This is a genomic window from Acinetobacter sp. AG1, assembly GCF_001005525.1.
GTDB lineage: Bacteria > Pseudomonadota > Gammaproteobacteria > Pseudomonadales > Moraxellaceae > Acinetobacter > Acinetobacter modestus.
In genome coordinates, this window is the sequence record NZ_LBMZ01000115.1 from 83,186 (window position 1) to 101,450 (window position 18,265).

The window sequence follows — 18,265 nt, forward strand, 5'->3', positions numbered from 1 at the left end:
GTTTATGGTCTTGGCTTAGATTAACTTTGGCGCGCCAACAAAAATTGAGAAATTTCAACAAGTTCTTTAGCATCATCCCCGAAATATGCTAATGCTTCAAAAGCTTGATCATGTAAAGTTTGAGCATAAGCCTGAGCTTGAGCCAATCCCATCAATGCAGGATAAGTAGATTTTTGCACTTGCTCATCTTTGCCCGCAGTTTTACCTAAAATTTCAGTACTCGCCGTAACATCAAGAATGTCATCTTGTACTTGAAAAGCTAAACCAATGGTTTGCCCAAATTGACGCAATTTAGGAATTGCTTGATCTGTCCCAGTAAAGATAGTCACTGCACCCATCATGATCGCGGCTTGAATCAACGCACCCGTTTTATTACGGTGAATATTTTCTAATTCAGTTTGATCAACTTGTTTACCTTCAGCTTGTAAATCAAGCACCTGTCCGCAAACCATTTTAGAGCTTGCTGTCGCCAAAATTTGTATTTGCTTCAAGACAATAGCTGCATCTGTACCTTGACCTTGTTCATCAAACAAACGGCTGCCCAATATCTCAAATGCCATGGACTGTAAAATATCACCCGCTAATAGTGCCGTATCTTCACCAAATGCCACATGACAGGTTGGTTGACCTCGACGTAACAAATCATTATCCATGCATGGCAAATCATCATGTGCTAAGGAATAACAATGTATTAACTCAATCGCAACGGCAGCACGACGAGCCGCTGCAAAATTATGATTCGGCAATAGAGCTGCTGTTGCATAACATAATGCAGGACGGACACGCTTGCCGCCCAACATTACTGCATGATGAACGGCTGACTTTAATGGTTCAGGAATAGAAAATGCAGCCAATGCTGTCAATAAATCTTGTTGAATACGTTGTTGAGATTGTTGTAAAACATCCGCATTAACTTGAGAAATAGATGACACGATTGCCTCGGGAAATTTTAATGAAAGGATCAACCGACAAAAACTTGCCAGAATGACAACATCATAACATTATTTATTTAGAGAAATTGTTTTTGTGTTTTTAATAACTTTAAAATAATAAAGCCTTCAAACGAAGGCTTTATTCATAAGATCAAATCAGTATTTAGAAAGTATCACCAGGTACACGCACCCAACCTTCCATCAATACACGTGCACTACGGCTCATAATCGCTTTTTTGACAGCCCACTTCCCATCAATTAACTCGGCTTGAGCACCAACACGTAAAGTTCCTGATGGATGACCAAAACGAACCGCTTCACGCTCACCACCACCGGCTGCCAAATTCACTAAAGTACCCGGAATTGCGGCTGCCGTTCCAATCGCCACGGCTGCTGTCCCCATCATGGCATGATGTAGCTTACCCATAGACAATGCACGTACCAATAAATCGACATCTGATACTTCAACAGTTTTGCCACTTGAAGAAGTATAGCTTTTAGGTTCTGAAACAAAAGCGATTTTAGGCGTATGCTGACGTGCTGCTGCTTCTGAAATATCTTTGATCAAGCCCATATGAACTGCACCATATGCGCGAATTTTTTCAAAACGCGCTAAGGCTGCGGCATCCCCATTAATGTGATCTTGTAATTCTGTTCCTTGATAGCCAATATCTTCAGCATTCAAGAAAATCGTTGGAATACCTGCGTTAATAAATGTCGCTTGGAATGTTCCAACATCAGGCACAACCAATTGATCAACAACATTTCCTGTAGGGAACATATCCCCACCCTCTTCGCCATCATCAGCGGGGTCTAAAAATTCAATTTGAACCTCTGCTGCAGGGAAAGTCACTCCATCTAATTCAAAATCACCTGTTTCCTGAACCTGACCATTGGTTACTGGGACATGTGCAATAATGGTTTTTTGAATATTCTTTTGCCAAATGCGTACCGTACAAATTCCATTTTCAGGAATACGATCTGCATCGACCAAACCATTTGAAATAGCAAATGAACCGACTGCTGCTGTCAAGTTGCCACAGTTACCACTCCAATCTACAAAAGCTTGATCAATTGAAACTTGTCCAAATAAATAGTCGACATCGTGCTCTGGTTCTGCACTTTTTGCCAAGATCACTGTTTTACTGGTACTTGAAGTTGCACCGCCCATACCATCAATCTGTTTACCATAAGGATCTGGACTTCCTATGACGCGTAGCAAGAGCAAGTCACGTGCTTGTCCAGCAACTTGTGCAGCTTCAGGTAAATCATTGAGATTGAAAAAGACACCTTTACTCGTGCCACCACGCATGTAGGTTGCAGGGACTTTAATTTGTGGTACTGAACTCATGTCAATTTCATCCTTTTATCATGTTCTTGGTGCAAGTGAATGTGAGCTTAAATTATCGTAGAGTCATCTGAAATGCCATACGACTATACGATTAAAGCAAAGCGGAATAGATAAAGCACATCGTATATATTGAGTAAAGTTGAATAACTTAACAATGGCACGAAACTAAACAACTGCTGTTTAAAAAACAAAAGTCTGATTTAAATGTCTAAAATACCACCACCATATAGTTTACTATTCGTTCAAATATAGGATTTTAAATAACTTTTAAAAACTACTTTCCAGTCATAGCCAAGCTGTACTTTTACTAGGCTAAAACTTTGCAATCTATTAGAATATTCCACTTATTCCTCGTCGAGCTCAGTCCTTTGAACAACGATTCTTCTCAACTTCAGCGTGGACTAAAAAACCGCCATATCCAGCTCATTGCTATGGGTGGAGCTATTGGTACGGGCTTATTTTTAGGTTCTGCGCAAGTCATCCAGTCTGCTGGACCATCAATTATTTTGGGTTACGCAATCGGTGGTTTGATTGCATTTCTCATCATGCGCCAATTAGGTGAAATGATTGTCGAAGAACCTGTCGCTGGTTCATTTAGTCATTTTGCTTATCAATATTGGGGGAAGTTTCCAGGATTCTTATCAGGTTGGAATTATTGGGTACTATATATCCTTGTTGCGATGAGTGAACTGACTGCGGTTGCAAAATACATTAACTACTGGTGGCCTCATATTGCGGCTTGGCAATCAGTGTTATTTTTCTTTGTCATTATTACAGCAATTAATCTCACTAACGTTAAATTCTATGGTGAATCAGAGTTTTGGTTAGCCATCATTAAAGTCACAGCTGTTGTTGCTATGATTTTATTTGGTTTGTTCTTACTTTTCACAGCAGATGCAAATTCAACAGCCTCATTTAGTAACCTTTGGTCACATGGTGGATTCTTTCCAAACGGTTTCGATGGTTTGTTTTACATGCTTGCCTTTATTATGTTTGCTTTCGGTGGAATCGAACTGATTGGTATGGCTGCGGCAGAAGCGAATGATCCTAAGAAAACGATACCAAAAGCAATTAATCAAGTTGTTGTGCGTATTTTAGTTTTCTATGTTGGTTCATTAGCAATTCTTCTTTCACTTGTGCCTTGGAACCAACTGGATTTAGGTGGTTTAGACAAAAGTCCATTTGTGATGATTTTTAGTCAAATGGGAATTGGTTGGGCGGCTCATTTACTTAACTTCATTATCTTAACAGCGGCTTTATCTGTATATAACAGCGGTATGTTTGCCAATAGCCGTATGCTTTTCGGTTTAGCACAACAAGGGAATGCGCCTAAAGTTTTCGCTAAAGTAAATAAACAAGGTGTACCGATTCCTGCTGTTTTATTATCTGCTTTATTGATTTTTGGTTGCGTACTGTTGAACTATTTTGTTCCAGAAGATGCCTTAGGTCATTTGATGTATGTGGTGGTTGGCGCTCTAGTGCTTAACTGGGCAATGATCAGCTTAACTCATTTAAAGTTCAAAGCGATGGTAAAACAAAAGAATTTAAAAACCAGTTTCCCTGCGTTATGGTCACCAATCAGTAATTACTTAGTCTTAGTTTTCATTGCAGTCGTGCTGTTCATCATGTGGCAACAAGGTTTCAAAGAATCTGTGCTGATGATCCCAATCTGGATTGTATTGATGTTTGTGCTATATAAAGCTTTAAATCTTAAAGCAAAAGACTAAATATCTGATCAAATTCATTAAAAAGTGATTGCTTAGGCAATCACTTTTTTGTTTATAATCATAAAATTATGCGCTTATAGCTTAACTGGATAGAGCAGTTGCCTCCTAAGCGACCGACGTGGGTTCGAGTCCCGCTGAGCGCACCATTTAGATAATTGAGATATAAACGATAGCATCCTTGAATAAAGTAAAAATCGATAAATAATTAATTTTAGAAATAAATTTAACTATTTAATTAACTAACAATCCTTTCGCTTTGGTGAGTAAATCTTGCTGGTCTATCTCAGACGGGTGAAAACTAGCTTTATAGAATGCTAAATAATCAGGCAATAAACGCCATGTCATTTGAGTCAGCCCTAAAAGCGTTTGAGCATTTTTTAAAAGTTGTGCTGGGGAATACAAGGTATTTTTGCGATCTTGCCAAGCAAGATGACTGGTCATCACTATAGTGCTAGTTATAAATCCCACTGTGATAGTTCGCATACTTCTACGACGCTGCGCTAGATTAGCAAAAACTTGCTGATATACATCAAAAGCTACATGCTTATGCTCAATTTCTTCAACAGCATGCCAAAGCCATAGATTCTTCATGTTTTCTGATAAACCCTTAAACATGACATTTGGATACTGAAGCATATAACCAGCCATCATTGCCGTAAAATGCTCAAGTGCGACCGTTGCAGCCAATTGACGGCGTTGGCTCAAAGTCCGTAAGCGAATCATTTCCTGCTCATAAGCCTTTTCAAATTTTTTTAAATGATATTCACTGCTTTGCACCAGTTGATTAAACTGCTCATGAGCGCGGGCATGATGTGCCTCTTGACCAATAAAACCTGAAATATCTTTTTGTAATTGTTCATCATGAATTTGATCACGCACATTACGAACAGTTTCTACAAAAAAACGTTCTCCCTGTGGAAAGCTCATCGATAATGCTGTGAGAAAATGTGACATTAGCGTAGATTCAGTATAATGCGCTTTAATTTTCTCAGGTTTAAACTGCGTTTGGCGCACCGTAATTGTATTATGTAACATAATGGCTTTTCTCCCCCTAAAACTAAAGTGCAAACAGCTTTAACTACATTAACAAGACCATCAAGAAATCATATATTCAACAGCAAACCGACAAGAGCTGCATCATCCCTTGAACAAGCTTAGATATAAATTCCCACTTAGTTCCAAATTAGAACTATGATTAAATTATAATCTACTATTCATGCTGTCAATTTGTTTTTCATGTATTTTCTCAATTTGTCCTATAAAGATATTTTGTGACCTTAAAGCAGTTATTTGCTAAATCAAGGCTAGATAAATCAATAGATGTACCTAAATATCCCAAGACTTTTCAATTGATGTGATTTGACTATGAACGCTTTGGTGTTCTGCTTGTTTTACTGTGCACCATAATTCCATAAATTCTTTACCTAAATATTCTGAAAATATCTTGTTATTTTTAAATAATTTTAAAGCTTCAATTTGCTCAATTGGCAATAAATAATGTTTAGATTTAAACGTAAGTTGATTGATTTGTTTCGGTACTTCTAACTGGTGTGTTAAACCATAAAGTGTGCCAATCAAAATAATTGCAATGGTAAGATAAGGATTACAATCTGCCCCTGCTACACGGTACTCCAATCTTTGATTTTCTTGATCAGAGCACGGTATTCGAATAGCAACATTACGGTTATTCAGTCCCCAACTCGCCTCTAAGGGAACATGATGACCTTTTTTAAAACGTCTAAAAGAGTTTAAATTAGGTGCCAAAATTGCCATCGAACTTGGCATTAACCATAACAAACCACTGATGACTTTTAAGAGATCTTGAGATAACTCATCTTTCCGAGGACTAAAAATATTATTTTCATCTTGATCAAGCAAACTCATATGAAAATGCATTCCACTGCCCGCTTTTAACAGATCTGGCTTTGCTAGAAAATTTGCACGAAATCCGTGTTTATGTGCAATTTGTTTAATGGTTCGTTTTAACAACATAATCTGATCACATAACTTTAAAAGATCACATGTGTGTTGTAGATTAAGCTCATATTGTCCTGAAGATGCTTCAGAAATAATTCCTGTAATTATAATATTCTGTAGTTTAGCGATAGCTTCAATCTCATCTAAAATTTGTTGATGTGTATCAGAGAGATGAATATCAAAACATTGAGTTACTAATTCTTGAACTTCTTGTCCCCCACTCAACGGCTGTAAATAAAATTCTATTTCTGCTGCAATACAGGGGTGATAATTTTTTTCATGTAATTGTTGGAGTATTCTTTTTAAAATATTACGAGGTTCAATTAAACACTCTTGATGGCGATCATCCTTCATGGTTAATAACAATTGAGCATTAGTTTCAGGCTCTATGGCACAAGGTTGCAATGAACCTAGGATAGGCTGACACAAATGATCTGGTTCACCAATAAATTTACCTAATCCTGTTTCTTCTATCACATTTCCATTTAGACTCATCGCATAAATAGAAAGGGGTAAATAACATGCTTTGACCAATTGTGTTAAGCATTTGACATCAATTCTTTTACCTCGTAGATGTCCATTCAGATCATACAAATAAATATCAATATGTTGTGTATTTGGATACTTTTCTAAATAATGATCTACTTCCTCTAAAAACAACCCCTTATCGAGCATAATATTTTCAGATTTTTGCTCATTTGATTGATTAATCGCATTATTAAAATTTAATAGCTGATTCAACTCTACAAAGACAGCATTCATAAATTAAACCAAGTTCATATTGTTATGAATAGGATAATTTATGCTTATAAATATGTAACGTTAAGATAATATAAACATATCTAAGCTCAGTATAAATTTAACGTAAAATTTAAGTAACCATTTAGAATTTTGTTAAGCATCATAAGCACTGACCGATGTAATTTTACGAATTCTAACAGTCAATTCCTTCACGATATAATTGACAGATACAACCAACATCAAACCAATAATAAAAGATCCAATGATATCAAATGGAAAATGAACCCCAACATAAATCCTTGATAAACCAACGACCATACCGACAAAAATACCAAATACACCAATCTTCTTAAAACCTGCTAACCAATATGAAAAGGCAATGATTGTGATGGTTAGGGTATGCTGACTGGGAAATGATGAGCTTGGACCATGCCCAATAAGTTGATGACCTAGTCCTATTTCAAACGGACGTGGATGATGGTAGAAGATTTCAGCTAAATCACTCAGAATTAAAGAAAGCAACACAATTAAAAGTGTTTTAGCGAATAAATAATTATAGATTTTCCATTGATAAACTAATAAAAATAAAAGAAAACATATAAAAACTTTATTTAAATCATGAGCTGTAAATATGGCAACTCTATCCACAATTGCATTCTGAGTCGCAAATGAGTTTATGCAATCAAACAAGTAAATGTTTAAGCTTTCAAATATCATTGCATATTTATCTTTTTAGATTCGCTCATCGCAATATATAAGCGAATCATGAAAGAATGATTAAATCTCTATCAAAATTAATTTTAAATAATCTCTAGCTCTTGCATTTCACTAAGCAAACTTTTTACGATATTGATTAGGTGAAATTCCCGTCCAATGACAATACGCTTTCCTAAAGTTTGAAGTATCTGAAAAACCAAGCCTTTCAGCAATTTCATCCATACTCAGTGTTGTCGCCGCTAGATATTCATCGGCAAGACGTGTTCGCGTACTATCCAATATTTCTTGATAACTCACATTCAAATCGGCTAAACGGCGATATAAGGTTCTTTTAGATAGATGTAATTGATCTGCCATCTGTTGAGCAGTTGGAAAATTCCCAACACTGTCCAAGAAAATAAGGCGAATCGTTTTGATCAGTTCAGATTCCTCATCATTTTCATCTCCCAACATCCGTTCACAAAAGGATTGACACATATCCGCAGTAATCGGGTTTGCATTTGGACAAGGCGCATCTAACCATGCTAAATCGAAATGCCATTGCATCACCTCTGCATCGAATTCCACAACACAACCAAATACCTTTTGGTATTCATCTGCATATTCAGGGGCAGGATAAGGCAGTAATAACCTTTTAGCTTGAAATGGCGCTTCGAGTACACACTGAATTAAGGTCTGCATTGAACTAAACCAAAACTCGCAAATTAATGGTAATAAATGTCCTAAAGCAATAATTTCTTTAGCTTCAAAAATTGCAGTATCATTTTGTATATAAAATGATTTTTGCAGTACAGGACTGGCTAGTTTGATATGTCGAATACCAAGTTCGACGGCTTGTTGAAAATTACGGGAAGAGTACAGTGCATAACCGTACACCCCGAAATCTGATAATTTTTGTTTTTGGCCTGCCCTAAGCCCGATCAATGGATCTTTAGACAAAGATTGGATATTTTGAAATAACTTCAACTTTTGATATTGAGATATTGTTGTGGTCGCACTTGTTAACGCATCATGCGCAATACCCGTACCATCTAATATCTGAGCGATGGAATATCCTTGTTTTTGCATTTCATCAAACAAACTGCTTAAACCAAGTATAGGCGTGCCTTGACCGAATAGCGTATGATCATAACGAGCTTCAATATAAATATTTTGCTCAATATTCTGTTTAGGCATTTTTACTTTATCCATTCGATCAGTAGATAATGGCACTAAATTACTTTTTGTTGTCTCAATTTAACATCGACTAAAAATTCAATCAATCATAAAGTCTATTTCTACCAATAAGCATGGAAGGAGCAACAATGACACTTTCTCATTCGCAGGAATTTAGCGACTCGGCAACTAAACATATGCACTTGGTATTCGCCCAACAACGTGCTGCTTTCGATGCGAATCCTTATCCTGATCTCGATGCTCGACGTACAAAATTATTCAAACTTAAAAAACAAATTATTCGTTATCAAGACGTGATTGCAAACGCTATCAATAGCGATTTTAGTTCCCGATCGGTAGATGAATCAAAATTATTGGATTTATTAGGCTCAGTTTTGGAAGCAGAACATGCCATTCGACATTTACGTAAATGGATGCGACCGAGTAAACGAAGTACTGAATTACTGTTTTTATCAAACCGTCTGGCTGTCCAATATCAACCGAAAGGTGTGGTCGGTGTGATTGTGCCGTGGAACTTCCCCGTTTATTTGGCGCTTGGTCCATTGGTTGCGGCAATCGCTGCGGGCAATCGAGTCATGATTAAACTGCCAGAGATTACGCCTGCAACCAATGCAGTGCTGAGACGCATGCTGGCTGAAGTTTTTACTGAAGATGAAGTTTGTATTTTCGGTGAAGAAATTCTTGATCCTGCACAATTCACATCATTGCCTTTTAACCATATTGTATTTACAGGTTCACCTGCAATTGGTCGAGTGGTGATGCGTGCAGCAGCAGAAAACCTAACGCCTGTCACATTAGAATTAGGCGGTAAATCCCCTGCGCTTGTCAGCCGTCATTATCCATTAGCCGATGCAGCTAAACGGGTATTGCATGGTAAGGCAACCAATTGTGGGCAAATCTGTGTTGCACCTGACTATGCACTTGTACCCAAAGAACAAGTGAATCAGTTTGCAGAAGAATGTAAAAAGAATTTTACGGCGATGTATGGCAGTAACATCAGCAATAATTCAAACTACACCTCTATCGTCAATGATCGCCATTTCAAACGCCTATTAGAAATCCTAGACGATGCCAAAGCCAAAGGCGCTCAAATTATTGCCTGTGCCGAATATGATCGTGACAAAGATGCACGTCGTATGCCTGTACATATTGTACTGAATTGCACACCCGATATGCGTATTCTAAAAGAAGAGCTGTTTGGCCCAGTATTGCCCGTAGTGGCTTACGATAGCCTTGATGATGCAATTGCCTATATCAAAGCAGGTGAACGACCTTTAGCACTCTATTGTTTCACCCATGATTCAACCGAACGTGACTACATCTTAAAACAAACTCATTCAGGTGGTGTCACGATTAATGATTGGGGCTGGCATGTGGTCAACCATGATGCACCATTTGGTGGTATTGGTAACTCAGGTATGGGGACTTATCACGGTGAAGAAGGTTTCCGTGAGCTTTCACATGCGAAAACGGTTTTTGCTCGCCATCGCTTCTTCCCAACGCAATTATTCTATCCACCTTATGGCACTTGGGTACAAAAACTGGCATTAAGTTTCTTCTTGAAAAAAGGCGATCCAAACTTAAAATAAACGGTTTATTCGTCAGAAAGAGAGTTTTGCAAACTCTCTTTTTATTTTTCAATTTAGGATTGTCCTTGGAAACGTAACCCCACGCCTGCAATGGTAAAAATATATTTTGGAGTGACCGCAGAATCTCCAATTTTGCTGCGGAGTTTTTTCACCAAGATTCGAAGATAATGGGTATCTTCTTCATGACTAATGCCCCATAACTCGGTCATAATTTGCTTTTGCGTAACAATCTTCCCCTGATGGCGAATCAATAGTGCTAACAGTTGAAATTCCTTTTTTGTGAGAACAATTTCTTCATTCGCGAACCTCACTACATGTTCAGCCACATCCACAGATAATTGACCATCATCAAATACAATATTCTGTTCAGACTGTTGTGGTTTATTGCGAAACATTACCCGAATACGGGCACATAATTCCTGAATGCTAAACGGTTTAGTGACATAGTCGTTTGCACCTGCATCGAGCAATTTAATTTTTTGATTTTCATCAGGACGGGCAGATAACACAATCACAGGAATATCTGACCATTGCCTCATCTCAGTCAATACTTCCTGTCCTTCCATATCTGGCAAACCCAAATCTAAAATCAGTAAATCCGCACCTCGTGTTGCCAAAATTTCTAAGCCTTTCATGCCATTTTCAGCAACATGCACCTGATAACCTTGCGCACGTAGAGCAATGTCTAAAAATTTTCGAATTTGAGGTTCATCATCAATAATTAAAATTGATGCATTCGGATGGGTTGTTTGCGGCATAAATAATAATTTTAATCCTGATGTAACGGTAATCGTATGCGAATTAAGGTGCCTTGACCATCTGTTCCAGCAAAAGCTTCAATACTACCCATATGAGCGCCAATAATGGCTTTGACAATCGCTAGTCCTAAACCTGTCCCCGTTTTTCCTCGATCACCGCGTTGCATGGTGTAGAACATATCAAAGATTTGCTCGCGTTCATCTTCGGGAATGCCAATGCCTTGGTCGATAATGTCAATTTGCAGAAATTGTTCCTCTTGCTGAATCTTTATTTCAATCGGAACATTCTCTGGTGAAAATTTGGCAGCATTTTCCAAAATATTAAAAATGGCTTGTTCAATCAAAGCAGGATGTACATACAATTGCGGAAGTTCTTCCGCCAAAGCAACTTCGATTTTCACCTCAGGCTGATAGCGTTTAAGCCGTTGAGTTGCTGAGCCAATCAGCTCATCTGCACCGATCCAAGCACGACTTAAAGTCAAACCCTGATGACCTAAACGAGTCATGTCCAACAGGTTTTGAATATAACGATCCAATCGTTCACCCTCAATATGAATGGTGTCTAATAATTCATGGCGATCGCTTTCAGGCATCTGTTCACCATAATATTTGAGCGTATCTGCTGAACCAATCATCGCTGCTAAGGGTGAACGTAAATCATGCGATACCGAAGAAAGCAAAGCTGAACGCAGCTTTTCCGTTTCAGCCACTACTCTAGAATTTTCTAATTGTAAAGACAGTTGTACCCGAGCAACAGTTTGCGCAATATCCTCAATCATCAACTCAGTTAAACGTTGTAATTCAAAACTGATGGTTTGAGCATTTTGATGAAAGCGAATTGCAATTACGCCATATTCTTTCACTAAATTCAGTGGAATAAACCACCATTCAGAATTGGTCAGAGTATTGGTAAAACGTCCACAGGGTTTCGCATTCTTCTGCGTCCAATCTGCAGCGATTTGATCTTTTTCATTTAAAGCAGAAACATCACCCAAAGACTGATTTTCAACTTTTAACCAGACCGTCGCATTTAATGAGGTTTCTAAATGTTGTTTGGCGACGGTTAATACCTGTTCAATATCCACACAGGTCGATAGTTTTCTTTCCAATTCTTGCAACTGTAACGAGACTGAATTTGCAGCACGTAAACTCAAGACCTGCGCACGTAATTGATTGGCTAAACGCCCAACCAGTAAGGCTGAAACAATAAATGTAATGATGGTAATCACGCCTCGTTCAGCGCTAATCATAAAGGTAAATCGAGGTTCGATAAAAAAGTAGTTGTAGAGTAGAAAACAGATGAATACGCTGATAATCGTGATCAACATGCGGGCGCGTATCGCAACTAGTAATACAGTCACAATAAAAATTAAAGCTAAATCACTATACCCAATAAAATGATCACTGATTGCTGCCACAATCAGTCCTAGCAACACAATGATAATACTTTCAAACACTTCACGTTGATTAAATGCTAAACCTTGTTCCAACCAAGATGAATGAGCGACATCTGTCTGCAAACGCTTTTCATTATTTTTGGCTTTTAAAGGCTGAACAAAGGTGATTTCAAAAGGATGCTGTTTCTCTAAGAGTTGGTCAGCAATATGATCTGAAAATAAGCGTTGCCATAGCGATTTTTGAGGACTTTTGCCAAGCAAAATATTAGATGCACCATAATCATAAGCCGCTTGTAAAATGGTCGATGCAATATGATTGCTATACAGCAAATAGGTATCTGCACCGAGCTTACGTGCTAGATTAAAAGCCTTCGTCACTGCAAAGGCTTGGGTCGTTTCAACCTTACTTTTTTGAATCGAAATGACGCTCCACGTTGCATTGCGCCTTTCCGCAATCCGATGGGCACGGCGTACCAAATCTTCTGAAAACTCAGAACCATCTATCGCCAACATGACATGATTTTGAATCGGGATGATCTGCCCTTGTGCAACAAATTTTTCTCGATAATCAATATCGACCTGCCCTGCAACAGTTTGAATTGCCAGATCACGTAACGCTGTCAAATTTGCAGCTTTAAAAAAACCTTGTAATGCATGAGGGGCAACATCGGCGAAATAAATCTTGCCATGATTCATCCGTTCTAATAATTCTGGAACAGGTAAATCAACCAATCGAATATCTTTCAAACGTTTCAGTAATGCATCGGGGACGGTTTCAGTTACCCGAATCCCCGTAATTTGAAAAACCACATCATTCAGACTTTCCAAATGCTGAATATTTAAGGTGCTATAGACATCAATGCCTGCATCCAACAACTCATTGACATCTTGCCAACGATATTCATGCCGACTATTGGGTACATTGCGATGGGCAAGTTCATCAACGAGTACAATTTGAGGCTTTAATTTAAGAATTTGGTCGAGATCCATCTCGTCTAACATTCGCCCTTGATATTCCACAGACTTTCTTGGAATAACATTGAGCCCTTGAATCAAAGCTTCGGTGTCAGATCGACCGTGGGTTTCAACCACCCCGACCATCACATGCTGCCCTTGTTGCATCAGTTCATGCGCTCGGGTCAGCATGGCATAGGTTTTTCCTACCCCAGGTGCTGCACCCAAAAAAATGGTCAAACGTCCAGATTGTTCACGTTGACTATGTGCCAACCATGCATCTGCTTTGTTATTACGGTCGATCTGCATAATTACGCTCTATCAACGTGTGGTCGATGATAATTGATCTAAGGCTAAATTTAGCTGTAGCACATTGACCCGCGCTTGCCCATAGACGCCGAATTGTGCAGGCTGAATTTGTTGTTGTACCAAATCACGCACTCGCTGCTCAGGTAAATGATGTTGCTGTGCCACGCGTTTCACTTGTAATAAAGCACTTTCAGGTGAAATATCTGGGTCAATCCCGCTTCCTGAAGCCGTCACCATCTCATTTGGCACTTGTTGCTCAGTAATATGATTATTTTGTGCAAATTGCACTATTCGTTCTTTAATTTGTGTTTGTAAATCAGGATTAGAGATTGCCAAATTACTGCCCGCCATGCCATCTACACTGTAACTTACAGCACTCGGTCGCCCATGGAAATATTGTTCACTAACAAAGTTTTGTCCAGCCAAACTTGAACCAATAATTTTACCATTCAGTTCAATGACACTACCATTGGCTTGTTTGGGAAAAATCAACTGTGCAATGGAGACACTTGCTGTAGCGTACAACACGCCTGCAATGAAAAAACCAACTGCAACCAAACCGAGGCTTGGACGTAGGACTGAATGTCCTTGACCCGATAATGTCAAGTCCTGTTGATTCAATTGCTCATGATTCAATAAAGTATTCATTTCTCACTCCTAAATCCACAATGACACAATAAGGTCAATCAACTTGATCGCAATAAATGGAAAGATCACGCCACCTACACCGTAAATCAGCATATTACGGCGTAACAATTGCAATGCACTGGCGGGTTTGAATTGCACTCCTCTCAATGCCAATGGAATCAACATCGGAATAATCAGCGCATTAAAGATCAAGGCTGAAATTACTGCACTGCTTGGACTACTAAGCTGTAAAATATTCAGTACCCCAAGTTGTGGAATCGCCACGGCAAACAATCCAGGTAAAATCACAAAATACTTAGATACGTCATTTGCCAACGAAAAAGTGGTTAATGCTCCACGAGTAATCAATTGCTGTTTACCAATTTCAACCACATCTAGCAATTTGGTCGGATCAGAATCTAAATCCACCATATTGCCAGCTTCTTTGGCAGCCTGAGTACCTGAGTTCATGGCTAAACCAATATCTGCCTGCGCCAAGGCTGGTGCATCGTTAGTGCCATCACCCACCATTGCGACTAATTTTCCTGCTGCTTGCTCGTTACGAATACAAGCCAATTTGTCCTCAGGTCTCGCTTCTGCAATATAGTCATCCACCCCTGCTTCAGCCGCAATCGCAGCCGCAGTCAATGGATTGTCTCCCGTGACCATAATGGTTTTGATGCCCATCTCACGTAGCAGTGCAAAGCGTTCTTTAATGCCTTGTTTAATCACATCAGACAGTTCAATCACGCCTAAAATATTATGATTCGAAGCCACCACAAGCGGTGTCGCACCTTTAGAAGCGACTTGCTCTACACGAGTTTTAAGTTCAATGTTGTCTTTGATTTCTTGATGGGTAAAGTTAAGAATCGCGTCCACAGCACCTTTACGAATCGTTTGTCCAGTTGCTAGATTTACTCCTGAAAGACGAGTTGAGGCACTAAATTGAATGAACTCAGCATCTTTCGGCTCTTGGATACTTTCACCTAACTCTTTCCCAAGGCTGATGACCGATTTCCCTTCAGGCGTTGGATCGGCAAAAGAAGTGAGCATTGCTGCTTGACGTAACTCGGTTGGGGTTACACCTGCCAAGGGATAAAAAGCAGTGGCTTGGCGATCTCCATAGGTGATCGTGCCTGTTTTATCCAACAACAACACATCAATATCACCCGCAACTTCAACCGCTTTCCCTGATTTGGCTAAGACATTGGCTTTTAAAGCACGGTTCATCCCTGCGATACCGATTGCAGGCAGCAAGCCACCAATCGTAGTTGGAATCAAACAGACTAACAGTGCAATCAGCAAGACCATACTGATTTTGATCCCGACCATTGAACCAATCACAGGTAAGGTCAGCACTACGACAATAAAGGTAATGGTCATGATATTCAGTAAGATACTCAGTGCGATCTCATTCGGTGTCTTTTGACGATTGGCACCTTCCACCAAGGCAATCATGCGGTCTAAAAAGCTATGACCTGCCTCATTACTGACTCGAATAATAATTTCATCCGACAAGACCTTAGTACCACCGATCACGCCTGAACGATCTGTATTGGCTTCACGTAATACAGGCGCAGACTCCCCTGTGACAGCCGATTCATTGATGGTCGCAAAACCCTGAATAATCTCACCGTCCGCAGGAACAATTTCACCTGCCTTGACGATGACTAAATCATCTTTTTTAAGTAGATTGGCAGAAATGACTGTCGGTACAGCATTTAAATCGAGAATCCGATTTGCAGTTAAGTTTTCACGCGCCTGACGTAATGATGCTGCTTGTCCACGCCCTTTGGCTTCTGCAACCGCCTCAGCATAATTGGCAAATAAGACCGTGACTAATAAAATCAAGCTCAGGACTAAACCAAAACCTAAACTCGCATTTCCCATTAAAGTGGCAACAAGGGTTAAAACTGTTCCCACCCAGACACATGCCATCACTGGATTTTTAAACGCATGTTGAGGTAGCAATTTATGGAAAGTTTGCTGAATAATTTCTTTATTCAAGATATCCATCTGTTGTGTCGCATTTGAATGTTTCATTGTGCTTGCTCCACACTTAAACTTTTATCGACAAATAGTCAGCAATTGGCCCAATCACCAACACGGGCATGAATTGCAACAAGGTCAGAATCAGCACGATCCCAATCAAGGTCAACGCAAAAGTTGGAGATTCAATATGTAAAGAGCCCTTGCTTTCGGCTGCTTGCGGTTTGGTTGCTAAACTCACTGCGATCAAAACTGGAATAATCAACACGCTATAACGCCCTGCCAATAAAGCCACACTGGCACTGAGGTTCCACCAGAGTGTGTTATCGCCTAAGCCTTCAAAGCCTGAACCATTATTGGCATAGGCGGAGACATACTCATAAAATACTTGGCTGATGCCATGGAAGGCTGGATTTGAATTCCCTGTAATCGATGGAAATGCAATCGCGATGGCCGTCAAACTCAGAATCACCACAGGTTGTAATAGAATCACCAACGCTAACAACTTAATTTCAGTGACTTCAATTTTTCGACCAAATAATTCAGGAGTACGCCCTGTCATCAAGCCTGCGATAAATACAGCCAAGAACAGGTAAATAAAGAACTGTAATAGACCACAGCCGATACCGCCCCAAATAGCATTGATCAGCATATTGCACAGTTCAACCAATCCTGTCAGTGGTGAGGCAGAGTCATGCATCATATTCACAGAACCATTGTTGACTTGTGTGGTCAAACTTCCCCACAGTGCCGATGCCTCAGCACCAAAGCGAACTTCTTTCCCTTCCATCAAAGCAATATTTGAAATGAGCGAAGATTTTTCAGTCCATAAGGTCAACATCGTTGAAGCCAACGACATCAACAACATGGTGCCAAAAATCATCCACATCAGTTTCTTACGTTGAATAAAACGCCCAACCATAAACACCGCAGAAAGTGGAATCAGTAAAATCGCGATCATCTCAATCACATTGGATAGTGGCATTGGATTTTCTAAAGGCACAGTACTGTTTGGCCCATACCAGCCACCACCGTTACTACCAAGCTGTTTAATTGCAACCATGGGCGCAACAGGACCCAGTGGAATATGTTGGGTTTTAAGCTCTACGGTTTGATCCAAGACCTGTGCGGTTGGACCGGCAGATAATGTTGCTGGAACACCTTGAAAAGTAAGGAGCAAAGAAAAAATAAGACCTAATGGAATAAAGAATCTAAATAATGGTCGAATGATATCCATCCAGTAATTACCCACATTAATACGATTCCAATTCTTTTGATCTGAATCTTCCGCTTGACGTGATTGCAGGAATAAAGCCCTTAACATGGCGACTAATAAAGCAAGTCCCATAATTGGCGACAAATATTGCAAGCCAACGATCACCGTCATTTGCGATAGATAAGACAGTTGCGCTTGCCCCGAGTAATGCTGTTGGTTGGTATTGGTCAGAAATGAAATGGTGGTATGTAAAGCCAAGTCCCAATTCATATTTGGAATATGATCTGGGTTGAGTGGTAACCATGCTTGAGTCATTAAAATAGTGACACTTGCAGCAAGCAGTAAAATATTACTTAGGACAAATGCCGTTAAATATTGCCGCCAACTCATTCCACTGCGCTTGACACCCAACACCGCATAAATTGGTTGCTCAATCCATTTAAACAACGCGTCACTTTTCATTGGCTTCGATTGCATCACATCTGCAAGATAAGCACCCAGCGGATAAGCCAGCAGTAATGAGAGGACGAACACAGAAATAAATTCCCACATAGCATATGCCATTTAAAATAGGTCATCATTAGTATGGAAATTGAGGGTGTAAATTCTCTATATTGAAAAAACCAGTGAACGTAAATTTTGCGTAAATTTATTTTAAAACTCCACCAGATGGTGTCAAAAAATTCTGAACAAGCAAATTATGGAGAAAAATTTCTTAGTTTTTACAAAAAATCTTTGACCTTATTAAAAAAAAAATTAAAAGAAATGCAAAAAAAAAATATCATGAATTATTATTAATACTTTA

The 18,265-nt window shown here is 39.3% G+C and carries 13 protein-coding genes and 1 tRNA gene; 3 read left to right on the plus strand and 11 right to left on the minus strand.

What is annotated here, in order from left to right; genetic code table 11:
- Positions 1 to 20: 20 nt before the first annotated feature.
- Together AAV96_RS11555 and prpF are read right to left on the minus strand one after the other, a co-directional pair.
- Complete coding sequence (locus tag AAV96_RS11555) at positions 21 to 932, minus strand: polyprenyl synthetase family protein (protein ID WP_046739394.1); 912 nt, start codon at positions 930 to 932, stop codon at positions 21 to 23.
- Positions 933 to 1,095: 163 nt separating this feature from the next.
- Entirely contained in the window at positions 1,096 to 2,283 is a 1,188-nt protein-coding gene (prpF, locus tag AAV96_RS11560) for a 2-methylaconitate cis-trans isomerase PrpF (protein ID WP_046739395.1), read from the minus strand.
- Between the two features lie 368 nt (positions 2,284 to 2,651).
- On the opposite strand from prpF, the gene AAV96_RS11565 reads away from it, so the two are divergent.
- Together AAV96_RS11565 and AAV96_RS11570 are read left to right on the plus strand one after the other, a co-directional pair.
- Positions 2,652 to 4,010 carry an amino acid permease gene (locus AAV96_RS11565; protein ID WP_046739396.1) on the plus strand — a complete coding sequence of 453 codons (1,359 nt, stop codon included), beginning with the start codon at positions 2,652 to 2,654 and terminating at the stop codon, positions 4,008 to 4,010.
- Between the two features lie 70 nt (positions 4,011 to 4,080).
- Positions 4,081 to 4,156: transfer RNA gene (locus AAV96_RS11570), tRNA-Arg, on the plus strand.
- A gap of 85 nt (positions 4,157 to 4,241) precedes the next feature.
- On the opposite strand, the gene AAV96_RS11575 is transcribed toward AAV96_RS11570, so the two are convergent.
- The 4 genes from AAV96_RS11575 to AAV96_RS11590 form a co-directional block, all read right to left on the minus strand.
- A complete protein-coding gene (locus tag AAV96_RS11575) occupies positions 4,242 to 5,045 on the minus strand; it encodes a metal-dependent hydrolase (RefSeq protein WP_046739397.1) in 804 nt (267 codons plus the stop codon).
- Between the two features lie 291 nt (positions 5,046 to 5,336).
- On the minus strand, positions 5,337 to 6,749 hold the full coding sequence (locus AAV96_RS11580; protein ID WP_046739398.1) for a glutamine synthetase family protein: 1,413 nt from the start codon (positions 6,747 to 6,749) through the stop codon (positions 5,337 to 5,339).
- 132 nt (positions 6,750 to 6,881) lie between these two features.
- Positions 6,882 to 7,445 (minus strand): phosphatase PAP2 family protein, encoded by a 564-nt coding sequence (locus tag AAV96_RS11585; RefSeq protein ID WP_046739399.1) that lies wholly within the window; start codon positions 7,443 to 7,445, stop codon positions 6,882 to 6,884.
- 111 nt (positions 7,446 to 7,556) lie between these two features.
- Positions 7,557 to 8,621: an AraC family transcriptional regulator gene (locus AAV96_RS11590; RefSeq protein ID WP_005214232.1), complete on the minus strand. Its 1,065-nt coding sequence runs from the start codon at positions 8,619 to 8,621 to the stop codon at positions 7,557 to 7,559.
- Between the two features lie 128 nt (positions 8,622 to 8,749).
- Here AAV96_RS11590 and AAV96_RS11595 point away from each other — a divergent pair, with 128 nt between their 5' ends.
- Entirely contained in the window at positions 8,750 to 10,210 is a 1,461-nt protein-coding gene (locus AAV96_RS11595) for a coniferyl aldehyde dehydrogenase (protein WP_046739400.1), read from the plus strand.
- 53 nt (positions 10,211 to 10,263) lie between these two features.
- Here AAV96_RS11595 and AAV96_RS11600 read toward each other — a convergent pair whose 3' ends face one another.
- Genes AAV96_RS11600 through kdpA form a run of 5 tightly spaced genes read right to left on the minus strand, consistent with a single transcriptional unit; the run spans position 10,264 to position 18,012 of the window.
- A complete protein-coding gene (locus AAV96_RS11600; RefSeq protein WP_046739401.1) occupies positions 10,264 to 10,968 on the minus strand; it encodes a response regulator in 705 nt (234 codons plus the stop codon).
- An 11-nt stretch (positions 10,969 to 10,979) separates the two neighbouring features.
- Complete coding sequence (locus AAV96_RS11605) at positions 10,980 to 13,628, minus strand: sensor histidine kinase (RefSeq protein WP_046739402.1); 2,649 nt, start codon at positions 13,626 to 13,628, stop codon at positions 10,980 to 10,982.
- A gap of 12 nt (positions 13,629 to 13,640) precedes the next feature.
- On the minus strand, positions 13,641 to 14,276 hold the full coding sequence (kdpC, locus tag AAV96_RS11610; protein WP_046739403.1) for a potassium-transporting ATPase subunit KdpC: 636 nt from the start codon (positions 14,274 to 14,276) through the stop codon (positions 13,641 to 13,643).
- Positions 14,277 to 14,285: 9 nt separating this feature from the next.
- The gene (gene kdpB, locus AAV96_RS11615) at positions 14,286 to 16,298 is read right to left on the minus strand and encodes a potassium-transporting ATPase subunit KdpB (protein ID WP_046739404.1); all 2,013 of its coding nucleotides are present in this window, start codon (positions 16,296 to 16,298) and stop codon (positions 14,286 to 14,288) included.
- Between the two features lie 16 nt (positions 16,299 to 16,314).
- The gene (gene kdpA, locus AAV96_RS11620; RefSeq protein ID WP_046739405.1) at positions 16,315 to 18,012 is read right to left on the minus strand and encodes a potassium-transporting ATPase subunit KdpA; all 1,698 of its coding nucleotides are present in this window, start codon (positions 18,010 to 18,012) and stop codon (positions 16,315 to 16,317) included.
- Between the last annotated feature and the right edge of the window lie 253 nt (positions 18,013 to 18,265).